This window comes from Geminocystis sp. GBBB08, assembly GCF_016743215.1.
Taxonomy (GTDB): domain Bacteria; phylum Cyanobacteriota; class Cyanobacteriia; order Cyanobacteriales; family Cyanobacteriaceae; genus Geminocystis.
On record NZ_VRZC01000012.1, the window covers coordinates 23,487 to 42,977 of the forward strand.

At 34.8% G+C, this 19,491-nt stretch carries 8 protein-coding genes; 6 read left to right on the top strand and 2 right to left on the bottom strand.

Annotation, left to right across the window (positions count from 1 at the left end; genetic code table 11):
* Positions 1-37 precede the first annotated feature (37 nt).
* The 5 genes from FWJ34_RS03200 (at position 38) to FWJ34_RS03220 (ending at position 8,087) form a co-directional block, all read left to right on the top strand.
* Positions 38-331: a hypothetical protein gene (locus tag FWJ34_RS03200; RefSeq protein ID WP_308253885.1), complete on the top strand. Its 294-nt coding sequence runs from the start codon at positions 38-40 to the stop codon at positions 329-331.
* Between the two features lie 126 nt (positions 332-457).
* On the top strand, positions 458-4,027 hold the full coding sequence (gene mfd / locus FWJ34_RS03205) for a transcription-repair coupling factor (RefSeq protein ID WP_308253886.1): 3,570 nt from the start codon (positions 458-460) through the stop codon (positions 4,025-4,027).
* A 240-nt stretch (positions 4,028-4,267) separates the two neighbouring features.
* Complete coding sequence (gene proA / locus FWJ34_RS03210; protein ID WP_308253887.1) at positions 4,268-5,548, top strand: glutamate-5-semialdehyde dehydrogenase; 1,281 nt, start codon at positions 4,268-4,270, stop codon at positions 5,546-5,548.
* Between the two features lie 67 nt (positions 5,549-5,615).
* On the top strand, positions 5,616-7,082 hold the full coding sequence (gene glcD, locus FWJ34_RS03215; RefSeq protein ID WP_308253888.1) for a glycolate oxidase subunit GlcD: 1,467 nt from the start codon (positions 5,616-5,618) through the stop codon (positions 7,080-7,082).
* Between the two features lie 93 nt (positions 7,083-7,175).
* Entirely contained in the window at positions 7,176-8,087 is a 912-nt protein-coding gene (locus FWJ34_RS03220; RefSeq protein WP_308253889.1) for a DUF6208 family protein, read from the top strand.
* A 208-nt stretch (positions 8,088-8,295) separates the two neighbouring features.
* Here the strand turns inward: FWJ34_RS03220 and FWJ34_RS03225 are convergent, their stop codons facing one another.
* Together FWJ34_RS03225 and dnaN are read right to left on the bottom strand one after the other, a co-directional pair.
* Entirely contained in the window at positions 8,296-17,058 is an 8,763-nt protein-coding gene (locus tag FWJ34_RS03225; RefSeq protein ID WP_308253890.1) for a hybrid fatty acyl-AMP ligase/type I polyketide synthase, read from the bottom strand.
* A 427-nt stretch (positions 17,059-17,485) separates the two neighbouring features.
* The gene (dnaN, locus tag FWJ34_RS03230) at positions 17,486-18,655 is read right to left on the bottom strand and encodes a DNA polymerase III subunit beta (protein WP_308253891.1); all 1,170 of its coding nucleotides are present in this window, start codon (positions 18,653-18,655) and stop codon (positions 17,486-17,488) included.
* A 289-nt stretch (positions 18,656-18,944) separates the two neighbouring features.
* On the opposite strand from dnaN, the gene FWJ34_RS03235 reads away from it, so the two are divergent.
* The coding region (locus FWJ34_RS03235; protein ID WP_308253892.1) for a 1-(5-phosphoribosyl)-5-amino-4-imidazole-carboxylate carboxylase at positions 18,945-19,491 on the top strand (547 nt) is incomplete at its 3' end.

A 19,491-nucleotide genomic window follows, 5' to 3' on the forward strand; every position in this document is an offset into this window, starting at 1 on the left:
CTTAACATCAATACCCTAATATCTTCTAATCTCACTGATGGATTATCGGATAAATGAACGTTTTGATCAAGTAGAGAATCGTTTTAACCAAGTAAAGAATCGCTTTAACCAAGTGGAAACTCGTTTTAATCAAATAGATGAAAAGATAACTGAGCTAAGAATTAATCAAACAGAAGTACAAACTCGGTTAAATGACTGGAAACCTTCCATAGATAAAACTGCTGACTTATCGGAAAAAATAGGAGAGTTAAGAAATTGGAAACAGATTGCAATCGTACTTTTAACGGGTTTTATTACTTCAGTATTTTGGATTTTCCGAGATAAAATTTAACTCTCCTCATCCTGCCATTGCGAGGTATGAAGCAATCCCCAAGCATGATCAAACTCCCCATGAATCCACAATGAAAGTGAGATATAATCAGAATTCATAATAGCATTTCTAAACTTAAGCTTCTTTATGTTCAATTCTGTTATTCGATTAATCGCCAAATCTCCTTTAACTACAGAATTAATCCAGAGACTTAACACCAGTCAAAAGCTGAATTTACAAGGCGTTGCTCGATTACCCAAGGGCTTAGTTACTTCAGCCATTGCCCAAGAAGAAAAGAAAAACTTACTTGTAGTTTGTGCTACCCTAGAAGAAGCAGCTCGTTGGATGGCGAATATTGAAGTTATGGGTTGGAAACGAGTTTTGTTTTATCCAACCTCTGAAGCAACACCTTATGAGCCTTTTAATAGCGAATCTGAGATGGTTTGGGGGCAGATGCAGACCCTTTCAAGTCTAATTAATCGAGATGTTACAAGTTCACCCCTTGCCGTCGTCACCACAGAAAAAGCCTTACAACCTCATTTACCACCTTTATCAGTGTTTGCAGACTATTGCTTAAACTTGGACAAGGGGATGACTTTTGAGAGTAAAGGGATAGATTTAACCTTAGCAAAAATGGGCTATGAAAGGGTTAATTTAGTAGAAATTGAAGGACAATGGAGTAGAAGGGGAGATTTAATCGATATTTTCCCCGTTTCAGCCGAATTACCCGTCAGATTAGAATTTTTCGGAGATGAATTAGAGTCTATCAGAGAATTTGATCCTGTATCCCAACGAAGTTTAGATAAAATTGAAGAGTTAACTTTGACTCCTAGCACATGGATTAGTATAATTAGTCATAATTTGCCTAGCTTAGAAATTATTAAACCATATATTAGCACTTTAGAGCAAGAAAATTTAGAAAATAGTATTTATCCCGAAGGTATGACTCGGTTTTTGGGGTTGGCTTTTAATGGTAAAAAAGGTCAAGTTGCCTCAATTTTAGACTATTTTCCTAATAATACGATAGTGGCTATTGACGAGTTAGAACAGTGTCAAGCCCATAGCCATATTTGGGTAGAACAAGCCGCCGAAAAATGGCAATTAATGAATGAATTAGCTCAAAAAATTCCTCCTAACCTCCTTTCCGAAGCGGGGAATAATTTAGAAGAAAAAAACACAGTGAAAGGAATGTCTTGCCTGTCAATAGATTTAGCAAAAACAAAAATTCATCGAGATTTTCAGGCATCTTTAGAGTTAATTAAATATCCACAAATTCATTTGTCAGAAATAGCTTTAGAAATTCACGAAAACCCAACTCCTACTATTAATTTATCCTCTCGCCTTTTACCAGTATCTCCTCATCAATTTGCGAAATTGGCAGAAATATTAAGGGGTAAAAAAGAGATTTATAATACTATTAATTTAAGTAAGTATAATAAATGGTTAATTTCGGCTCAACCTTCTCGATCAGTTGCCCTATTACAAGAACATGATTGCCCGGCCCAATTTATGGCAAATCCTCTTGATTTTGGTATGATTGAAAAACTCCATCGTCAAAATATTTCTACTGCTTTAAAATACTCAGGACAAGCAGAATTAGAAGGGTTTATTTTACCTACTTTTCGCATTGCTGTTGTTACAGATAAAGAGTTTTTTGGACAACATAATTTAGCTAGTCCTACTTATATCAGAAAACGTCGTCAAGCGGCATCAAAACAAGTAGATTTAAACAAGTTAAGAGCTAATGATTTTATTGTTCATAAATATCACGGAATAGGAAAGTTTTTAGAGTTAGAAATTTATGAAAGTCGAGAGTATTTAGTTATTAAATATAGTGATGGCTTATTAAGAGTTCCAGCGGATAGTTTAGAATTAGTATCACGCTATAGACATACAGGAGAAGCTCCACCTCCATTAAATAAAATGTCTGGCAGAGAGTGGGAAAATGTCAAAAATAAAGTGAGAAAATCTCTCAAAAAATTAGCGATCGACTTAGTTAAATTATATGCAAACAGAGCGGAGTTAAAAGGCTATTCTTGTCCTGAAGATACCCCTTGGCAATTAGAGTTAGAAGACTCTTTTCCCTATCAACCAACTTCTGATCAATTAAAGGCAATTCAGGATGTAAAAAAAGATTTAGAAAGCGATCGACCTATGGATAGATTAGTTTGTGGTGACGTAGGTTTTGGTAAAACGGAGGTAGCAATTAGAGCAATTTTTAAGATGGTAACAGCAGGTAATAAACAAGTAGTTTTTATCGCCCCAACAACAATTTTATCTCAACAACATTATCATACTCTATTAGAAAGATTTGCACCTTATCCTATTAATATCGGTTTATTAAATCGCTTCCGCACAGAGTCTGAAAAAAAAGAAATTATCCAAAAATTAGCTACGGGAGAATTAGATATTGTTGTCGGTACTCAAGGAGTTTTAAATGGCAAAATTAAGTATAAAGATTTAGGGTTACTAGTGGTAGATGAAGAGCAAAGATTTGGAGTTAATCAAAAAGAGAAAATTAAGGCAATGAAAAGCACTATTGATGTTTTAACTCTCAGTGCAACTCCTATTCCTCGTACTCTTTATATGTCCATTTCTGGTGTGCGAGAAATGAGTTTAATTAACACTCCTCCTCCGAGTCGTCGCCCTATCAAAACTCATATTATGCCTTTTAATCAGGCAGTGATTCGTACAGCTATTCGGAATGAATTAGACAGAGGAGGACAAATTTTTTACGTTTTACCTCGTATCGAAGGTATGGAACAAATTATTAATAGACTTCAGTCTATGATTCCTAGTTTAAGCATAGCCATTGCTCATGGACAAATGCCACAAGGTGAATTAGAGGCGACAATGTTAGGTTTCAATAATGGTGATGCAGATTTATTAATATGTACGACTATCATTGAGTCGGGCTTAGATATTCCTAGGGTTAACACCATCATTGTGGAAGATGCCCAAAAATTTGGATTAGCCCAATTATATCAGCTTAGGGGGAGAGTAGGACGTTCTGGTATTCAAGCTCATGCTTGGTTATTGTATCCCGAAAACGAAATTTTATCCGATGTGGCTCGAAAAAGATTACGAGCGTTACAGGAGTTTTCTCAACTGGGTTCAGGTTATCATTTAGCTATGCGCGATATGGAAATTCGTGGAGTGGGTAGTCTGCTTGGTGCAGAGCAATCGGGGCAAATGGAGGCTATCGGTTTTGAGATGTATTCTGAGTTGTTAAAAGAAGCCATTAACGAAATTCAAGGGCAGGAAATTCCTACGGTGGAAGAGTGTCAAATCGATTTAACCCTCACTGCTTTAATCCCTAATCGTTATATTCCTGATTTAGAGCAAAAAATGGATGCTTACCGTGCGATCGCAACTGTCTCTAGTCATCGAGAAATTAAGGAAATTGAAGATGACTGGAAAGATAGATATGGCGAAATTCCTGAACCAGCGAAACAATTATTAAAGGTAGCCGAATTAAAATTAAAAGCAAAATCTATCGGTTTTTCACGCATCAAACTTGAAGGTAAACAAAATCTAATTCTTGAAACACCAATGCAAGAACCTGCTTGGTTATTATTCAATGAAAAATTGCCACCTCATTTACGCAATCGCTTTCTTTACGCTAAAAATAAGGTAATTGTGAGAGGTTTAGGAGCGATGAAAGCTAGTCAACAATTAGACAGTCTAAATAGTTGGTTTAGTTATCTTGTTGAATAATGTTCTTAACCGTTAGTTCTAAAAGTTAAATAGAATCTAATACTGTTGTTAATTTTTATAATCAGCGATCGCCAAATTTAAAGTTAAGATTTGAGTTAATAAATCCTTATTGTCATCAAAATTATAAGCCATCATAACTAACGGATCTAAGTGTTGATGAAAAATTCATCATTAGAAATAAAATAATAGTTAAAGATTTATAATATCTTGTTAACTTATTATTTATTGTTAATTATATATATGTCTGATTTACATATTATTGCTCAACAAACTCAAATTGCGGCCCGGGAATTATCAATATTATCTGAGACGGCGAGAAATGAAGCCTTAGAAGCCATCGCCTCTGCCCTTGAAAAACATCAAAATGAGATTATTACAGCTAATCAAGCCGATCTTAATGCCTCTGAAGGGATAATTTCTAATGCCCTCTATGCCCGTTTAAAATTAGGCGAATCTAAGTTAAAAAGTGCGATCGCAGGTGTCACAGATGTGGCAAAATTAGCTGATCCTATTGGTATGGTATCCTTAAAAAGAGAGTTAGATGAGGGTTTAATCTTACATCGAATTAGTTGCCCTTTAGGTGTTTTAGGGGTAATTTTTGAAGCACGCCCCGATGCTTTAATTCAGATTACCAGTTTAGCCATTAAATCAGGTAACGGCGTTATTTTAAAAGGGGGAAAAGAAGCCTTACAAACTTGTACAACTTTAGTTAAAATTATTCAAGAAACCCTCAAAAAAACAGCAGTTAACCCTAATGCGATACAACTGTTAACTACCAGAGAAGAAATTAAGGGATTGTTGGCATTGGATGAGTATGTAGATTTGATTATACCCCGAGGCTCTAATGAATTTGTCCGTTATGTACAAGATAACACCAAAATACCTGTTTTAGGTCATGCAGATGGTATCTGTCACTTATTTATTGACTCTGACGCTGATTTATCCCAAGCAGTTGATATTACTGTTGACGCAAAAACTCAATATCCTGCCGCCTGTAATGCTATAGAAACTTTATTAGTTCACAAGGCGATCGCCAATAAATTTTTACCAACGATAGCTCAAGCCTTGACAAAAAAAGGTGTTGAGTTAAGAGGAGATGAAGACACCCAAAAAATTATCAACTGTAAAACGGCAACGGAAGAAGATTGGCACACAGAATACAGTGATTTGATTTTAGCAATTAAAATTGTTCACGATTTAAGAGAGGCGATCGAACATATTAACTATTATGGCTCAAAACATACCGATGCTATCGTCACTAATAATCAAAGCAATGCAGAAATTTTCATGAATAAAGTAGATTCAGCAGGAGTATATCATAATTGTTCTACCCGTTTCGCCGATGGTTTTCGTTATGGTTTTGGGGCTGAAGTAGGTATAAGTACTCAAAAAATGCCTCCCAGAGGCCCTGTGGGGTTAGAAGGACTTGTTACCTACAAGTATAAATTAATGGGAAATGGACAAATTGCGTCAACCTATACGGGGAATAATCCTAAACATTTTACTCACCGAAATTTATAAATAATAGTGATTGAGGATTACGATAGTTTATTGTTTATTGTTAATTATTAATTATTAATTATTTACCATGTTTTCAACCAGTATCCCTAATAAATGGCAACCTATTATCAAAGAATTAGAAGTAATATTAGGTAAAAATGGCATAATCAAACGTAAAGACGAACTTTTAACCTACGAATGTGATGGTTTAACCCAATATCGTCAACGCCCAGCATTAGTAACATTACCGAAAACTACCGAAGAAGTAGCCGAAATTGTCAAAATATGTAATAAATACGAAATAAAATGGGTTGCTAGAGGTGCTGGTACAGGTTTATCAGGTGGGGCGTTACCCGTAGAAGATTGCTTGTTAATCGTTACCGCTAGAATGCGTCAAATTTTGGATGTTGACTATAATAATCAAAGAATTGTGGTGCAACCCGGTATTATTAATAATTGGGTAACACAGGCAGTTAATGGTGCAGGATTTTATTATGCACCTGATCCTTCTAGTCAAATAATATGTTCTATTGGTGGTAATGTAGCCGAAAATTCTGGAGGTGTACACTGTTTAAAATATGGTACAACTACTAATCACGTTTTAGGCTTAACTATAGTCACTGCCGAAGGTGATATATTGAAAATAGGGGGTAAAGTGCCAGAAATGCCCGGATTTGACTTAACAGGCTTATTTGTAGGCTCAGAAGGCACTCTAGGTATTGCAACGGAGATTACCTTAAAAATTCTCAAAACTCCTGATGCTATCTGTGTTGTTTTAGCAGATTTTAAGAGTATTGAAGAAGCAGGAAGTGCTGTAGCCGAGATTATTAGTGCTGGGATTATTCCGGCAGGTATGGAGATAATGGACAATTTTAGTATCAATGCGGTAGAAGATGTTGTCGCTACTAATTGTTATCCAAGGGATGCCCAAGCCATTTTATTGGTAGAATTAGACGGTTTACAGGTAGAGGTTGATACTAACAAGAAAAAAGTAGATGCTATTTGTCGGGCTTGTGGTGCAAGAAATGTTACTTCAGCTTCTGATGTGCCTACTCGTTTAAAATTGTGGAAAGGAAGAAAGGCAGCTTTTGCGGCTATGGGTAAAATTAGTCCCGATTATTTTGTACAAGATGGAGTCGTACCTCGATCAAAATTATCTCAAGTGTTAGGGGAAATAAATGCTTTAGGTGAACAATTTGGCTATCGTATTGCTAACGTTTTTCATGCGGGAGATGGTAACTTACATCCTCTGATTTTATATGATAATGCCGTTGAGGGCTCTTTTGCAAAAGTAGAAGAATTAGGGGGAGAAATTCTTAAGTTATGTGTGAGAGTAGGAGGTAGTATTTCAGGAGAGCATGGTATTGGTAGTGATAAAAAATGTTATATGAGTGATATGTTTACGGAAACTGATTTAGAAACCATGCAATATGTGAGAAGCAGTTTTAACCCTAAAGGCTTGGCAAATCCTGATAAAATTTTCCCTACCCCTCGCACTTGTGGGGAGGCGGCAAATGCAAAACAAGTAGAATATAAAAACATACAGGCATTTTAGGAATTTAGAATCAGGAATCAGGAATCAGGAATCAGGAATGAGAAATTACCAGCAGGATGCCTGTTTTACTACTATTAACTATTAACTATTCTTATGATAGAAATTCCTATCGCTTTATTATCGTTTATCTTTGCTAAGATTAATAAATTTTTGATCGGTAATTTATATACTATCTACCTTAGTTTAAACCAAAAAAAATCAAAACAGTGGCGAGTTATTGATAATGAATTAGTATCTTCTAACCTCAATTTAGGAGTATTAATGACAAAAGCTCCTCGTTGGAATACCCATGCTATTATTGGTACATTAGGGCCTTTTTCTGTGAATAATTCCTTGACAATTGACTTAAAATCTGCTAATAATTCTTGTCAATCTTGGATCGCAATTTTTTATAATTTTCCTAAGTATGAAACGATAACTACCATTGAGTCTAATCAAGTTAATTCCCAAGATGATTGGCATTCAATAAAGTTAAAAAAAGGAAAATATTCCATCGGTTTGAGGTATTATAATTATGATCAAAAATTAGTCTTACCAGCTATCAAAGTTGACGGAGAAAATTTTACTTCAACCTTAGAAATACCTAGTAATAGTAATAATTTTTATAATTATTTAATCAACCGTAAAAACTTTTATTTTTTATTCCTTCACTATTATATTTATACGATTTTTAAGTATAGAAAATACCTACCAGAATCTTTTATCAAAAATGAGTTTTTACCTGTTGGTGCTACCGATACTAAATTTTACTATGATTGTTTAGAGAAAGGGGAATTATTAAAGATAAATGTAGATGAATTTACCTTAAAAAATTATGATATTTATGTAACTATTTATGATAGGTGTAGCTTACCAGTTAGTTGGTTTCAAATGACTAAACTTGAAGAAAAAAGTACCCCGTTAACAAATAAAGGATACTATTTAATTAGGGTGCGTCGCAATGAGAATTTAGAGAATAAATTTGCTGATTTAAACATTAATTTACAGCAGTTTTCAAATTACTAAACCACATTTTTTTAATTATGTAATAATCCTATGGGAGTTGTCAGATTTAAAGAGGTGTTAGCTATCAGCTTTCAGTGGTCAGCTTTAAGGTATAGTAAGATTTACAGATTTATTTTTTAATCTTTAATTCTTCACAAATGATTTAGGATTGCTATAGTTGTAAAATAGGCATCCTGCTGGTAATTTCTCATTCCTCATTCTAAATTCCTCATTCTAAATTCCTAATTATTTCCGCTAAATTAATTGGTTTTTCTAAGGGTAAATTATGTCCTCCTTCAATAGTAAATATATCAGCTTGAGGCATTGCTAATTTTTGTGCCTCTAAATCTTCCTGACGATTAAAATTACTGCGATCGCCATATATAATGGTTAAAGGTATATTGATTTGTGATAGTAACTGTAAATATTGTGCTCGATGAATGCTATTAACGATACCAGCGCGAGTAGTTAAAAGGGGTGCATAGGAGAAAGTAACTCCATTGATTACAGCACGAGTAGTACGTTTGGCTAAATTGAAAGCGAAGTCGAAGGTTAAATCAGGGTTGGCGGTTTGCAGACGTTTAGCAACGGTTTCCACATCGGGGAAAATCGGCAAAGAAGGAGGTGATAATAGATAGTCTAATTGACTGGTGATATTGCTTAAATCTTGATAGTTATTGTTTTCTACAGGTAAAACTGGCTCTACTAATACTAAATTACTAACTTTCGGCGATCGCATATTAGTGAAAACGGCGGTAATAATTGAGCCGAAAGAATGTCCTACTAATGTAAAAGGTTTGTCAGTTAATTTAGTGGTTAAAGAGTCTAAATCGGCAACAAAATCTAGTAAATTATAAGAGCAACCTTGACTAAGATGATCAGATTTTCCATGACCTCGTAAATCAGGAGCGATGATATAATAATTTTGTTTAGCAAGAGATTGAGCAACTTTTTCCCAAGCATAACCTTGTTCTAAGATACCATGTATTAGGACGATGGGGGGATTTGCGGGATTTCCCCATAGACAAACACAGAGATTTAACCCTCCGACATTGATAAATTCTTCTGTCATTTTTACCGTTGTTGCTTCGTGAGGTAGTTGATAGTTAAAAGATTTTGCCAGATTGACAGTGATAGGATGAAGAAAAATAGGCAACTGAATTTTACGCCAATGATTAGCTAATTTAGGATCAATGTGACTGCGGGTGTTAAAATTAGGATCACCTACTGACATAGATTTACTACGCACACCATCTGTCATTCTGTCACCCTCGTAAGGATTTAAGACTGATTCAGAAAAAGGCACTTCTAAAAAGTCACACATTTCCTGCATAATTTTTTCCGGTTGTGTCACTAAGTCTTCATAAAAAACTTGATAGATTTTAGATGGGTTTAATCCACGAGTAAAATCGAGAATGTTTTGATTGGTTTGATGCCAAATAGACTCACCAATTTCGTAGGGGTTGCCGTCACTTAACCCTAGTAATTTATCCATGCGTAAACGGGAAAAAGATTCTACCACTGAATAAGGATGACGAATTAAATGTATATATTTTGCTTGGGAAAACATTTTTTCACTATGGTAAAGAATTTCTTTTGCCATGCCATAGGTAGGAGACTTATCTACCAAAAGACGATTACCGCTTAATTGTTGCAAAATTTTATATAACTCAGAGATAGATAAATTTTCCTTCACCCATTGATTAACTAAATCTTCACTTTCTTGGGCACAAATTCCTTTTAAATCCATAATAGTACGAATTAATCCCTCTCCGAGATGAGAAGTCTCTAATTGTTTTTGTCTTTCCTGCATATTCACAAAAGGTAATAAATGCAATTCTGGAGGAGAGACTAAATTCCCATGCCCTGCTAACATGACTCTTAAGAGAGTTGATCCAGAGCGCGGACTTGATAAAATAAAAGCAATAGGCTTTGGATTAATAGTCGATAGTGGATAGTTAATAGTAGATAGTGAAGGATTAGCAACAGAAAATGACTTATTTTCCGCTTCGAGTTTCCCTGTCTTTCTATCTTCAAGTCTTTTTGTCTTTGAGTCTTCTTGTTTTTGAGTCTCTTTGCCTTCGAGTCTTCCTATTTCTAAAAGGTGAGTTGAAGAAAATTCCTCACTTAAATAACTAGCTAATACTGAAATTCGAGGGCGCTGATAAAATTCACGAGGGTATAATATCAATTGTAAGTCAGTTTTTAGGTAGTTAATTGTTTCCATTATCATCAAAGAATCCATACCTAAATCTAAAAGACTTTCATCAGGATTAATTTCCTTCGGGTTGAGATGTAAAATATTGGCAATCGCTTTTGTGAGATAATCAACTAATAAAATCTCTCTTTCGTTATTATCAGCTTGAGTTAATTCTGTAAAGAGATTGTTAACGCCTTGATTAGTGAAAGTTTTGTCATCAAAATCAGCGACAATTTCTTTTAAGTAAGGATAAGTCAATAAATTAGGGAATTTTTGGGCTAATTTTTGCCAATTAATCTTCATTACTCCCCATTGCCATGAAGAAGAGTTAATCAAGTCTCCTAATAAGTTTATCCCTTCATGGACATTAATTAAGTCAATGCCGTCAGCAGAAAGAGAATGTTGTTTTAATTCTGTCATACCAACATCAAAGGCACCCCAATTTATTGTTAAAGCAGGAAGATTTAAACGATGACGATAACTAGCAAAACTATCTAAATAACCATTTGCCGCACCATAATTACTTTGTCCTGCTGAACCTAACAAAGAAGCGACAGAAGAAAACATCACAAAAAAGTCTAAGGATAAATCAAGAGAAAGGAGATGTAAATTCCATGCGCCTTGAATTTTTCCTGCCATAACTGAAGATAACTTTTCGGCAGTAAGAGTAGTTAAGATTCCATCAGCTAAAACTCCGGCGCTGTGAATGATACCTTTGAGAGGCGGGAAAAATGAGGAAGAAATTTGTTGAAAAATTCCTCTTAAATTTTCTAAGTTTGAGACATCAACATTAGCCACCAAAATTTTTATTCCTTGTTTCTGCCAAGAATCTAATTGCCGTTGAATGGTTATGGATGGTTGACGACGAGATATTAAGATTAAATTTTTTGCCCCTTGACTAATTAACCAACGGGCGCATTGAATACCTAGGGCACCTAATCCACCAGTAATTAAATAACTTGATTCATTATTAATAGAAACTTGAGGGGATTTTTCTCTTAGAGTATAAGATTCTTGAGGATTTCTGATCTTAGGTATGATGTTATATGAATATCTTTGCGTCTTTGCGTCTTTGCGAGAAATAATCATATCTTGATTAAGCAACCCCAGTTGTTGATTATCAACAGGAGAAAATTGTTTTTGCAAACGAGGATAGTAAATATTTTCTTCTCGAATGGCACTCATATTTTCAAGGTTATCATTATCGTCATTAATTTTTGTTAATAATAACGATAACTGAAAAGAATTTTCCTGATTATCAATGTCAATTATACCCCCCCAATATTCGGGATGCTCAAGGTTGATAACTTTTCCTATTCCCCATAAACTACCACCTTGAGGATTTATTTCTTCATCGGTAGTAACTAATTGAGAGTTTTGAGTCACTAACCAAATTTTACTTTTATATGCAGTCATTACCAAACTTTGTAGTAAATAGATGACGGGAAGACAGCCTAAAAAATTAGTTTCCTCTAAATCTAAAGTTGCTGTTGGCGTTAATGTAGATAAACCCCAAAAATAAATTATTTTGTCGATAGGTTGCTCAATATTTTGCCATAAATTTTGATAATCTTGAGGATTACTCGGATTTAACCAATAATTGTTACCTTCTTGTTTATATTCTTTTTCCCGATAGACTAAATAAACTTGATTTCCTTGAAAGATTAATTGACTAGCTAACGTTTCTTCTTGAGATGATTTGTTAGCGAAAATTAAGTAACTATATTTAGTGTGATTATTAACGTCTAACTTTTCTGCTTTTAACCAATGAAGTTTATACAACCCATCGAAAGATAATTTTTGATTGTCTTCCTTGTTATCTTCATTATCTCCTAACCAATAACGCTGATTTTGCCAAGGATAATTTGGTAGTTGTACTTTTTTTAATTGAGGATAATCTTGATAAAAACTTACCCAATTAATTTTAATGTTTAAAGTGTATAACTCGGCTAAACTTGTCAGTAAATTTTGCCAGTCTGATGCCTTATTCCTCAAACTAGGTAAATAAATATTGTCGTCATTATTTAAAGAATGTTTTGCCATACCTAAGAGGATAGGCTTCGCCCCAATTTCTAATAAGACTTGATAATTTTCCTGTTGTAGATATGCCAAACTTTGATTAAATCTCACAGGTTTTATGATATGCTCAACCCAATATTGTGCCGTAGCAATTTCTTGTTGATTAACATTCCCCGTGACATTAGAAATAATAGGCAACTTTGGTAACTTATAGTCAACAGTAAGGGCGATTTCTCTAAATTCAGCTAAGATTGACTCCATCAAAAAAGAATGAAACCCGTGGGATACGGTTAATTTTTTCGTCTTGATATTATTTTTTCTTGCTTCATTTTCAATAACATCTAAGATTTGCTGATAACCAGAGATGACTATATTATTATCACCATTGATAACAGAAATTTCAACTTGATCATTAAACTTGTCAATTAATTGATTAACTTTTTCTTCATTAGTCAATAAACATAACATTCCACCATCAAGGGGTAACTTTTGAATTAATTTTCCTCGATAAGCAATTAACTTTAAAGCGTCTTCTAAACTAAAAATTTCAGCTATCGTTGCCGCCACATATTCTCCTACACTATGCCCCATAACTATAGCCGGTTTTATGCCCCATGTTAACCACAATTTTGCTAAGGCATATTCAATGACAAATAAAGCTGGTTGAGTATAAATTGTCTGATTTAATAAGTTTTCATTTTCGCCATCAAATAAAATTTCTGTTATTGGTTTGTCTAGATAGTTATTTAAAATTTGCTCACAATAATCGATGGTATTTTTAAAAGTCGGGGAAGTTTGATATAACTCATAGCCCATTTTACTATACTGTGATCCTTGCCCGGTAAATAAAAAAGCAATTTGTTGATTATAGTTAACTATCCTATTTTGACGGTGTTTTAACTGCGAAAAAATTTCTTCTCGATTCTTACCTACTAATGCTAACTTATATTGAAAACTCGATCTCCCAACATTAGCAGTAAAACAAATATCAGCAAAATTAACCTCAGATTTTTCTTGTAAATAAGATTGATAACGAATAATTAAATCATCTAAAGCTGTCTCACTTTGTGCCGATAATGTCAGAATATGATAACTCGGATTAATAGTTGAAAATTGAGAGTTGAGAGTTGATAATGAGGAATTAGCAAAAGAAAATGACTGACTTTCGTCTCCTGATTTTTGTTTATTACCATCTCCTTTTTCTTTTTTCCTGTCTGTTGACGATAGAAGAGAATTAGTTTCACCTTCATTTTTGTTAACAACTTCTTTTTTTTCTTCTCCTTTTGTATTCACCCATTGTAAGGAGGGATTAAAGGAAGTTTGTCTTTTGTCTTGATTATCAAGGGGGATTAAGGGAGGTAATTTATCACCAATAATAACATGAGCATTTGTCCCTCCAAAACCAAATGAGCTTATTCCTGCATAACGAGGTTGAGTGGAAGATTCCCAAGAAATAGATTTTGTGGCGATTTTAACTCGACTTTTGTCTAAATTAATATAAGGATTAAGTTTAGTAAAATTAATCGTAGGAGGGATAATATTATGTTTTAATGCCAAAACTGTCTTTATTAATCCTGCTATTCCGGCGGCCGCTTCTAAATGTCCGATGTTTGTTTTTGCAGAACCTACATAAGTAAAAAATTCCTGCCCACCACTAGAGTATAATAACTCACTGAGGGAATTAAGTTCAATCGGATCGCCTAATGCTGTACCAGTGCCATGAGCTTCGATATAATTAATTTTATCAGCATTAATCCCTGAATTTTGCCATGCCGATTGTATCACTTTTTGTTGTGCTTTTCCCGACGGTGCAGTTAATCCATTACTTCGCCCGTCTTGATTAATCGCCGAACCATAAATCACTGCTAATATATTATCATCATTGGCGATCGCCTGAGCAAGAGGTTTCAAAATAATAACACCACAACCTTCTCCTCTAACATAACCATCAGCATCAGCAGAGAAAGTTTTACACTTGCCATTTTCTGCCATCATCCCCGCCTTTTGAAAAGTTTCGGTTAATTCAGGAGAGAGAATAAGATTGACACCACCGACAATGGCTTGACTACACTCACAATTTTTCAAACTATTAACTGCTAAATGTACCGCAACCAGAGAAGATGAACAAGCCGTATCGAAACTTAAAGAAGGACCAAGTAAATTATAGTTATAAGATATTCTATTAGCGGAAATAGAAGCCGCATTACCAGTGCCGGTATAAACGTTTACATCCCAACCATTTTTCACTTGTAACTGAGCATAATCCGAACTACTGATACCGATAAAAACTCCAGTATCACTACCAGATAAACTTTCCACAGTGATGTTAGCATTTTCTAAGGCTTCATGGGTTACTTGTAGTAATATTCTTTGTTGCGGATCAATATTTACAGCTTCTCTAGGGGATATTTCAAAAAAAAGAGGATCGAATTGGTCATAATTATTAATATAACCACCAAGATAGGGCAAGTTTTGACGATTACTTTGGCTAATAGCATCCTTCCCTTGAGATAATAGTTGCCAATATTCCTCACAATTATTGGCTTTGGGAAAACGACAAGCCATGCCAATAATAGCAATTTTGGTTTCATTTAAGGAAAATTGACTCTGACTATTATTAATAGGGGTAACGGTAGTTTTTTCCTCCGCTAAATATTCTGATAATTGGGCAATATTAGGATAATCATAGGCAAGAGTAGGAGATAAACGAGAATCTAACCAATCTTCCAATTCTGCTGTTAATCTTACAACTTGCACGGAATCCAAACCATAATTAATAAAAGGTTGATAGATGTCAATTTGTTGAGGTTTAACCCCAATGCGTTGCGCGATATTTTCCTTTAACCAATTTTGAATAGTTAACCGTTGAGAGTTGAAACTTGAGAATTGGTAGTTAATTTTCTCCTCATTTCCTTCTCTCCTTATCTCGTTATCTTCTTTTCTTCTTATCTCCCCATTTCCTATTTCTGTCATTTCTTCATCACCGAGTCTTTTCGTTTCCTCTGGTGATAGCTGATGATTAATATCCCAGTGGGCGACAACTTGTAAAGTGTTATCTAAAAATCCCTGACGACAAGCATAACGGGCAATTTTGCCACTAGAAGTTTTGGGAATACTGCCAGTTTTTAACAAGACAATACTATAGACTTGCAACTCATGATTTTCGGCGATAATTTGACGAATTTTTGCAAAAATCTCCTGCTTTAAACTAGCATCTTGGTTGATTTTGGTCAAAAAAGTGCGCTTAATTTCAAAAATTACTACTAATTGCTCTTCATCATTAACATCAATGGCAAAAGCCGCACCACTTTCAGAGTTAATACCTCTATGGCAACTAGCGACACTTTCTTCTATATCTTGAGGATAATGATTTCTACCTCGAATGATAATTAAATCCTTGAGTCTTCCTGTCACAAATAACTCTCCCTCACTCAAAAAACCTAAATCTCCTGTGCGTAAAAAAGTGCCTTTTCCTTCCTTGGTATAAGCCTGAAAAGTATTTTTAGTAGCTTCTTCTCTCTGCCAATAACCCTGAGTGACACTCGCACCCTTTACCCAAATTTCTCCTACTTCATTCTCTAAACATTCTTCTAAACTATCAGGATTGACAATCAAACACTGCAAATCTTGAGCAATTTTACCACTACTAACCAATACTTGACTATCAGGGGAATTTTCCTCCACAACAGTGATGGTATTTTTAGTTAATGCTTCTGCTGACAAGGTTTTGATAACCGGAGGGTGATTTTTTTCTGCCCCCGAAACAATTAAGGTAGTCTCTGCCATGCCGTAACAAGGGTAAAAAGCCTCCCGTTTAAAGCCACAATCGGCGAAATATTGGCTAAATTTGGCAATAGTCTCCGCCCTTACGGGCTCTGCACCACTAAACGCCAAATTCCAACTGCTTAAGTCTAAATCCGCCTTTTGTTTTTCGGTAACAGAATTGACACACATTTCATAAGCAAAATTTGGACCGCCCGTAGTAGTTATTCTATACTTAGAAATAGCTCTCAGCCAACGAATAGGCCGTTGTAAGAAGCTCACGGGGGGGATCATAATGGTGGTGATGGCAGAATAAATTGGCTGTAAAATACCCCCGATTAAGCCCATATCATGATAAGGGGGAAGCCATGAGCAACCAATACTTGTATTATCATTTTCAAAACAACTGCTAATTAAATGAGAATTGTGAATCAAGTTACCATGACTTACCATAACTCCTTTAGGCGTACCGGTCGAACCACTGGTATATTGTAAAAAAGCGAGATTATCTTCTTGAATATAAGGGGATTGTTGCCAATGGTGTTCTAATTCTAGGGGAATATTATCTGTCGGGATACAAGTAATATTGCTATTTTTAGTTAATTTTTGTTCAATTTTTTGCTTTAAAGATTCTGTAGTGAGGGCAAAAACTGCACCGGCATCCTTAATAATAGTCTCTAAACGAGTAAAAGATCGATTTTGACGGGGAGGATAGGCAGGGGTTGCGATGATTCCAGCATATAAACACCCTAAAAAAGCCGTAATAAATTCTAAACCGGGTTGATACAATAATAATGCCCTTTCCCCTTCCCCTTTGTTACCTAATAAATTAGTGGCAACCTTAGAAAGATTATGGGCGATGGCTTTTGCTTGATTATCTAATTGTTGATAGGTTAAACTTTCTGTCTGTGCTTCACCGTCGCCTAAGAAAGTAAATATAACCTTGTCAGGTTGTGAAAGCGCGCGTTCTTGAAGTAGATTAACGAAGTTAGAATGTTTAACGTATCCCATGTATATCGAATTAACGTAATTATTAAGTATCTTTCTAATTATTAAACAATCGTTAACAATTAACAACAATCAATCTTACTATTTTAGCAGATTTAAGCAGTAAGGTTGATGTTACCTTAGTTAGAGATAAAATTATTATTAAAGGTAGCACATTTGAGAAGAAGGATTAGGAGTAATTCTATTTAGTTTATTGGTTAAGCTAATAAAGTAATTTCATTGATTGAATATTTGTCTATAAAATTATAAGCCCTTTGTCATAACAGATAAATAGTTGATTAGGACGTTTTGAGATTCCTTTCTATGCTCGGAATGACAACTATAGATTTTGAGAATGTCTTAACTAACCCGTTTATTGCTATACCTATTACCTATTACCTAATTACCTATTACCTATTACTTATTATTTATTATTTATCAACATATTATATCAATCCCTAATTTGGACAGGCATAATGAGATAGGTCATTTGTAAACCGCTTAATGGAGTAAGAATAACTGGTTGAGTTGCACCATTAAAATGAAAAGTAATCTCATTAGCCGACAAAGCCTTTAACCCCTCCATCAAATATTTAATATTAAAACCAATCTCAAAAGCACCATCTCCATAAATCTCTACAGAAAAAGACTCTTTCGCATTACCTAATTCTTTAGCCTCCACCGATAAAATGACTTGATTATTATCAGGATCTAACTTAAACTTAACCAGATTATTCTTTTGATCCGCAAAAACAGAAACTCGTTCTAAACCCTCAATAACCCGTTTGCGATCGACAATCATCTTTCGTTCAAACTTAGTCGGTATCAACTGATTATAATTAGGATAACCACCTTCTAATTTTCGACTCGTCAAATGTTGATTACCCAATTCAAACACAAGTTGACCGTTATCAACATACAACGCCACAGCTTCATTTTCTTTTCCTGAAGATAACATCTTCTCTAGTTCCCTCAAAGCACGGGAGGGAATAGTAAGACTAAAATTCTGCTCATCACTAACCCCAGTCTCTGTATCTTCATCAGAACTTTCCTCAGTAGTTTTTACTACTGCTAATCGATGTCCGTCCGTAGCGGCAAATTCAAGAATATTCAAATGACGAGTAAGATGTACCCCTGTCAAAACCTGTTTAGTTTCATCGGTACTAGCAGAAAATAATGTACCCTTTAAACCCTCAATTAAAGCACTGATAGGCAATAAAAAAGATTCTTTTTTCTCAATAGTAGGCAATTCTGGAAACTCATCACCACTAACACCACGCAGTTGAAATTTACCCGATAAAGAATCGATAGCAACTAAAGGGTTATCTTCAAGATCTTCTTCGTCGTAAGATAAACTAACCTCACCATCAGGTAAACGAGAGATTATATCATTTAAAAACTTTGAAGGTAAAGTAATCATCCCAGATTCTTCTACCTCAGCAGAAAAACTAGAACGAATACCTAAACTTAAATCAAAACCAGTAAGAGTGACACAATTTTTAGCCTTATCAGCTACCAACAAAACATTACTTAAAATCGGATGAGTCGGACGACTTGGCACAGAACGACTAACTAACGATAAATTATTCTTAAGATCAACTTGAGAGCAAACAATTTTCACGACAATTTTCCTATATCTTATTTATGATTTTTAGTTCTATTGTACTAAATATTTGTTTTTTTTCAGCACAGAATAACTAGAATAACTTAACAATTAACAATTAACAATTAACAATTAACTATAGCAATCTGAAATAGGTTGTGGTAAATTAAATAGTAGTTAATAAACTATTAACTCAATAACACTACTAAGCTAAAAATTTGATTTTTGGTCATTGAAGCTGATAGCCTACTGCTAATAGCTACCCTCATCAAAATAAAAATACTATGAGGCAACCCCTATTTAATAAATGAGCGATCGCCAATCCCTAGAAATACTATTATCAGCCATCGCAGAGGGGAAAATATCCCCCCAAGAGGGTATCAAAAAACTGAAATATCTTGATTTTGAGCCTATAGGAGATTTTGCCAAAATTGATCATCATCGACAACTACGCACTGGTTTTCCTGAAGTAATCTGGAGTCAAGGAAAAACCCCAGAACAAATGATCCAAATTATCCCCGTGATGCAAGAAAAAGCATCTATCGTCATGGCTACCAGATTAGAACCTGAAATAGCACAAGTATTACAAGAAAACATTCCAGATTTGCGATACTATCCTATGGCAAAAATTGCCGCTATTGGGCAAAATTCTCTTAAATATAAGGGTAAAATTACCATCGTTACTGCGGGTACGGCTGACTTACCCGTAGCGGAAGAATCAGCGATTACCGCTCAATTATGCGGTTTTGAAGTAGAAAGATTATGGGATGTAGGAGTGGCTGGAATTCATCGATTGTTAAGTCATCGTCATTTAATTGCTGAAGCTGATGTGCTAATTGTGGTAGCTGGAATGG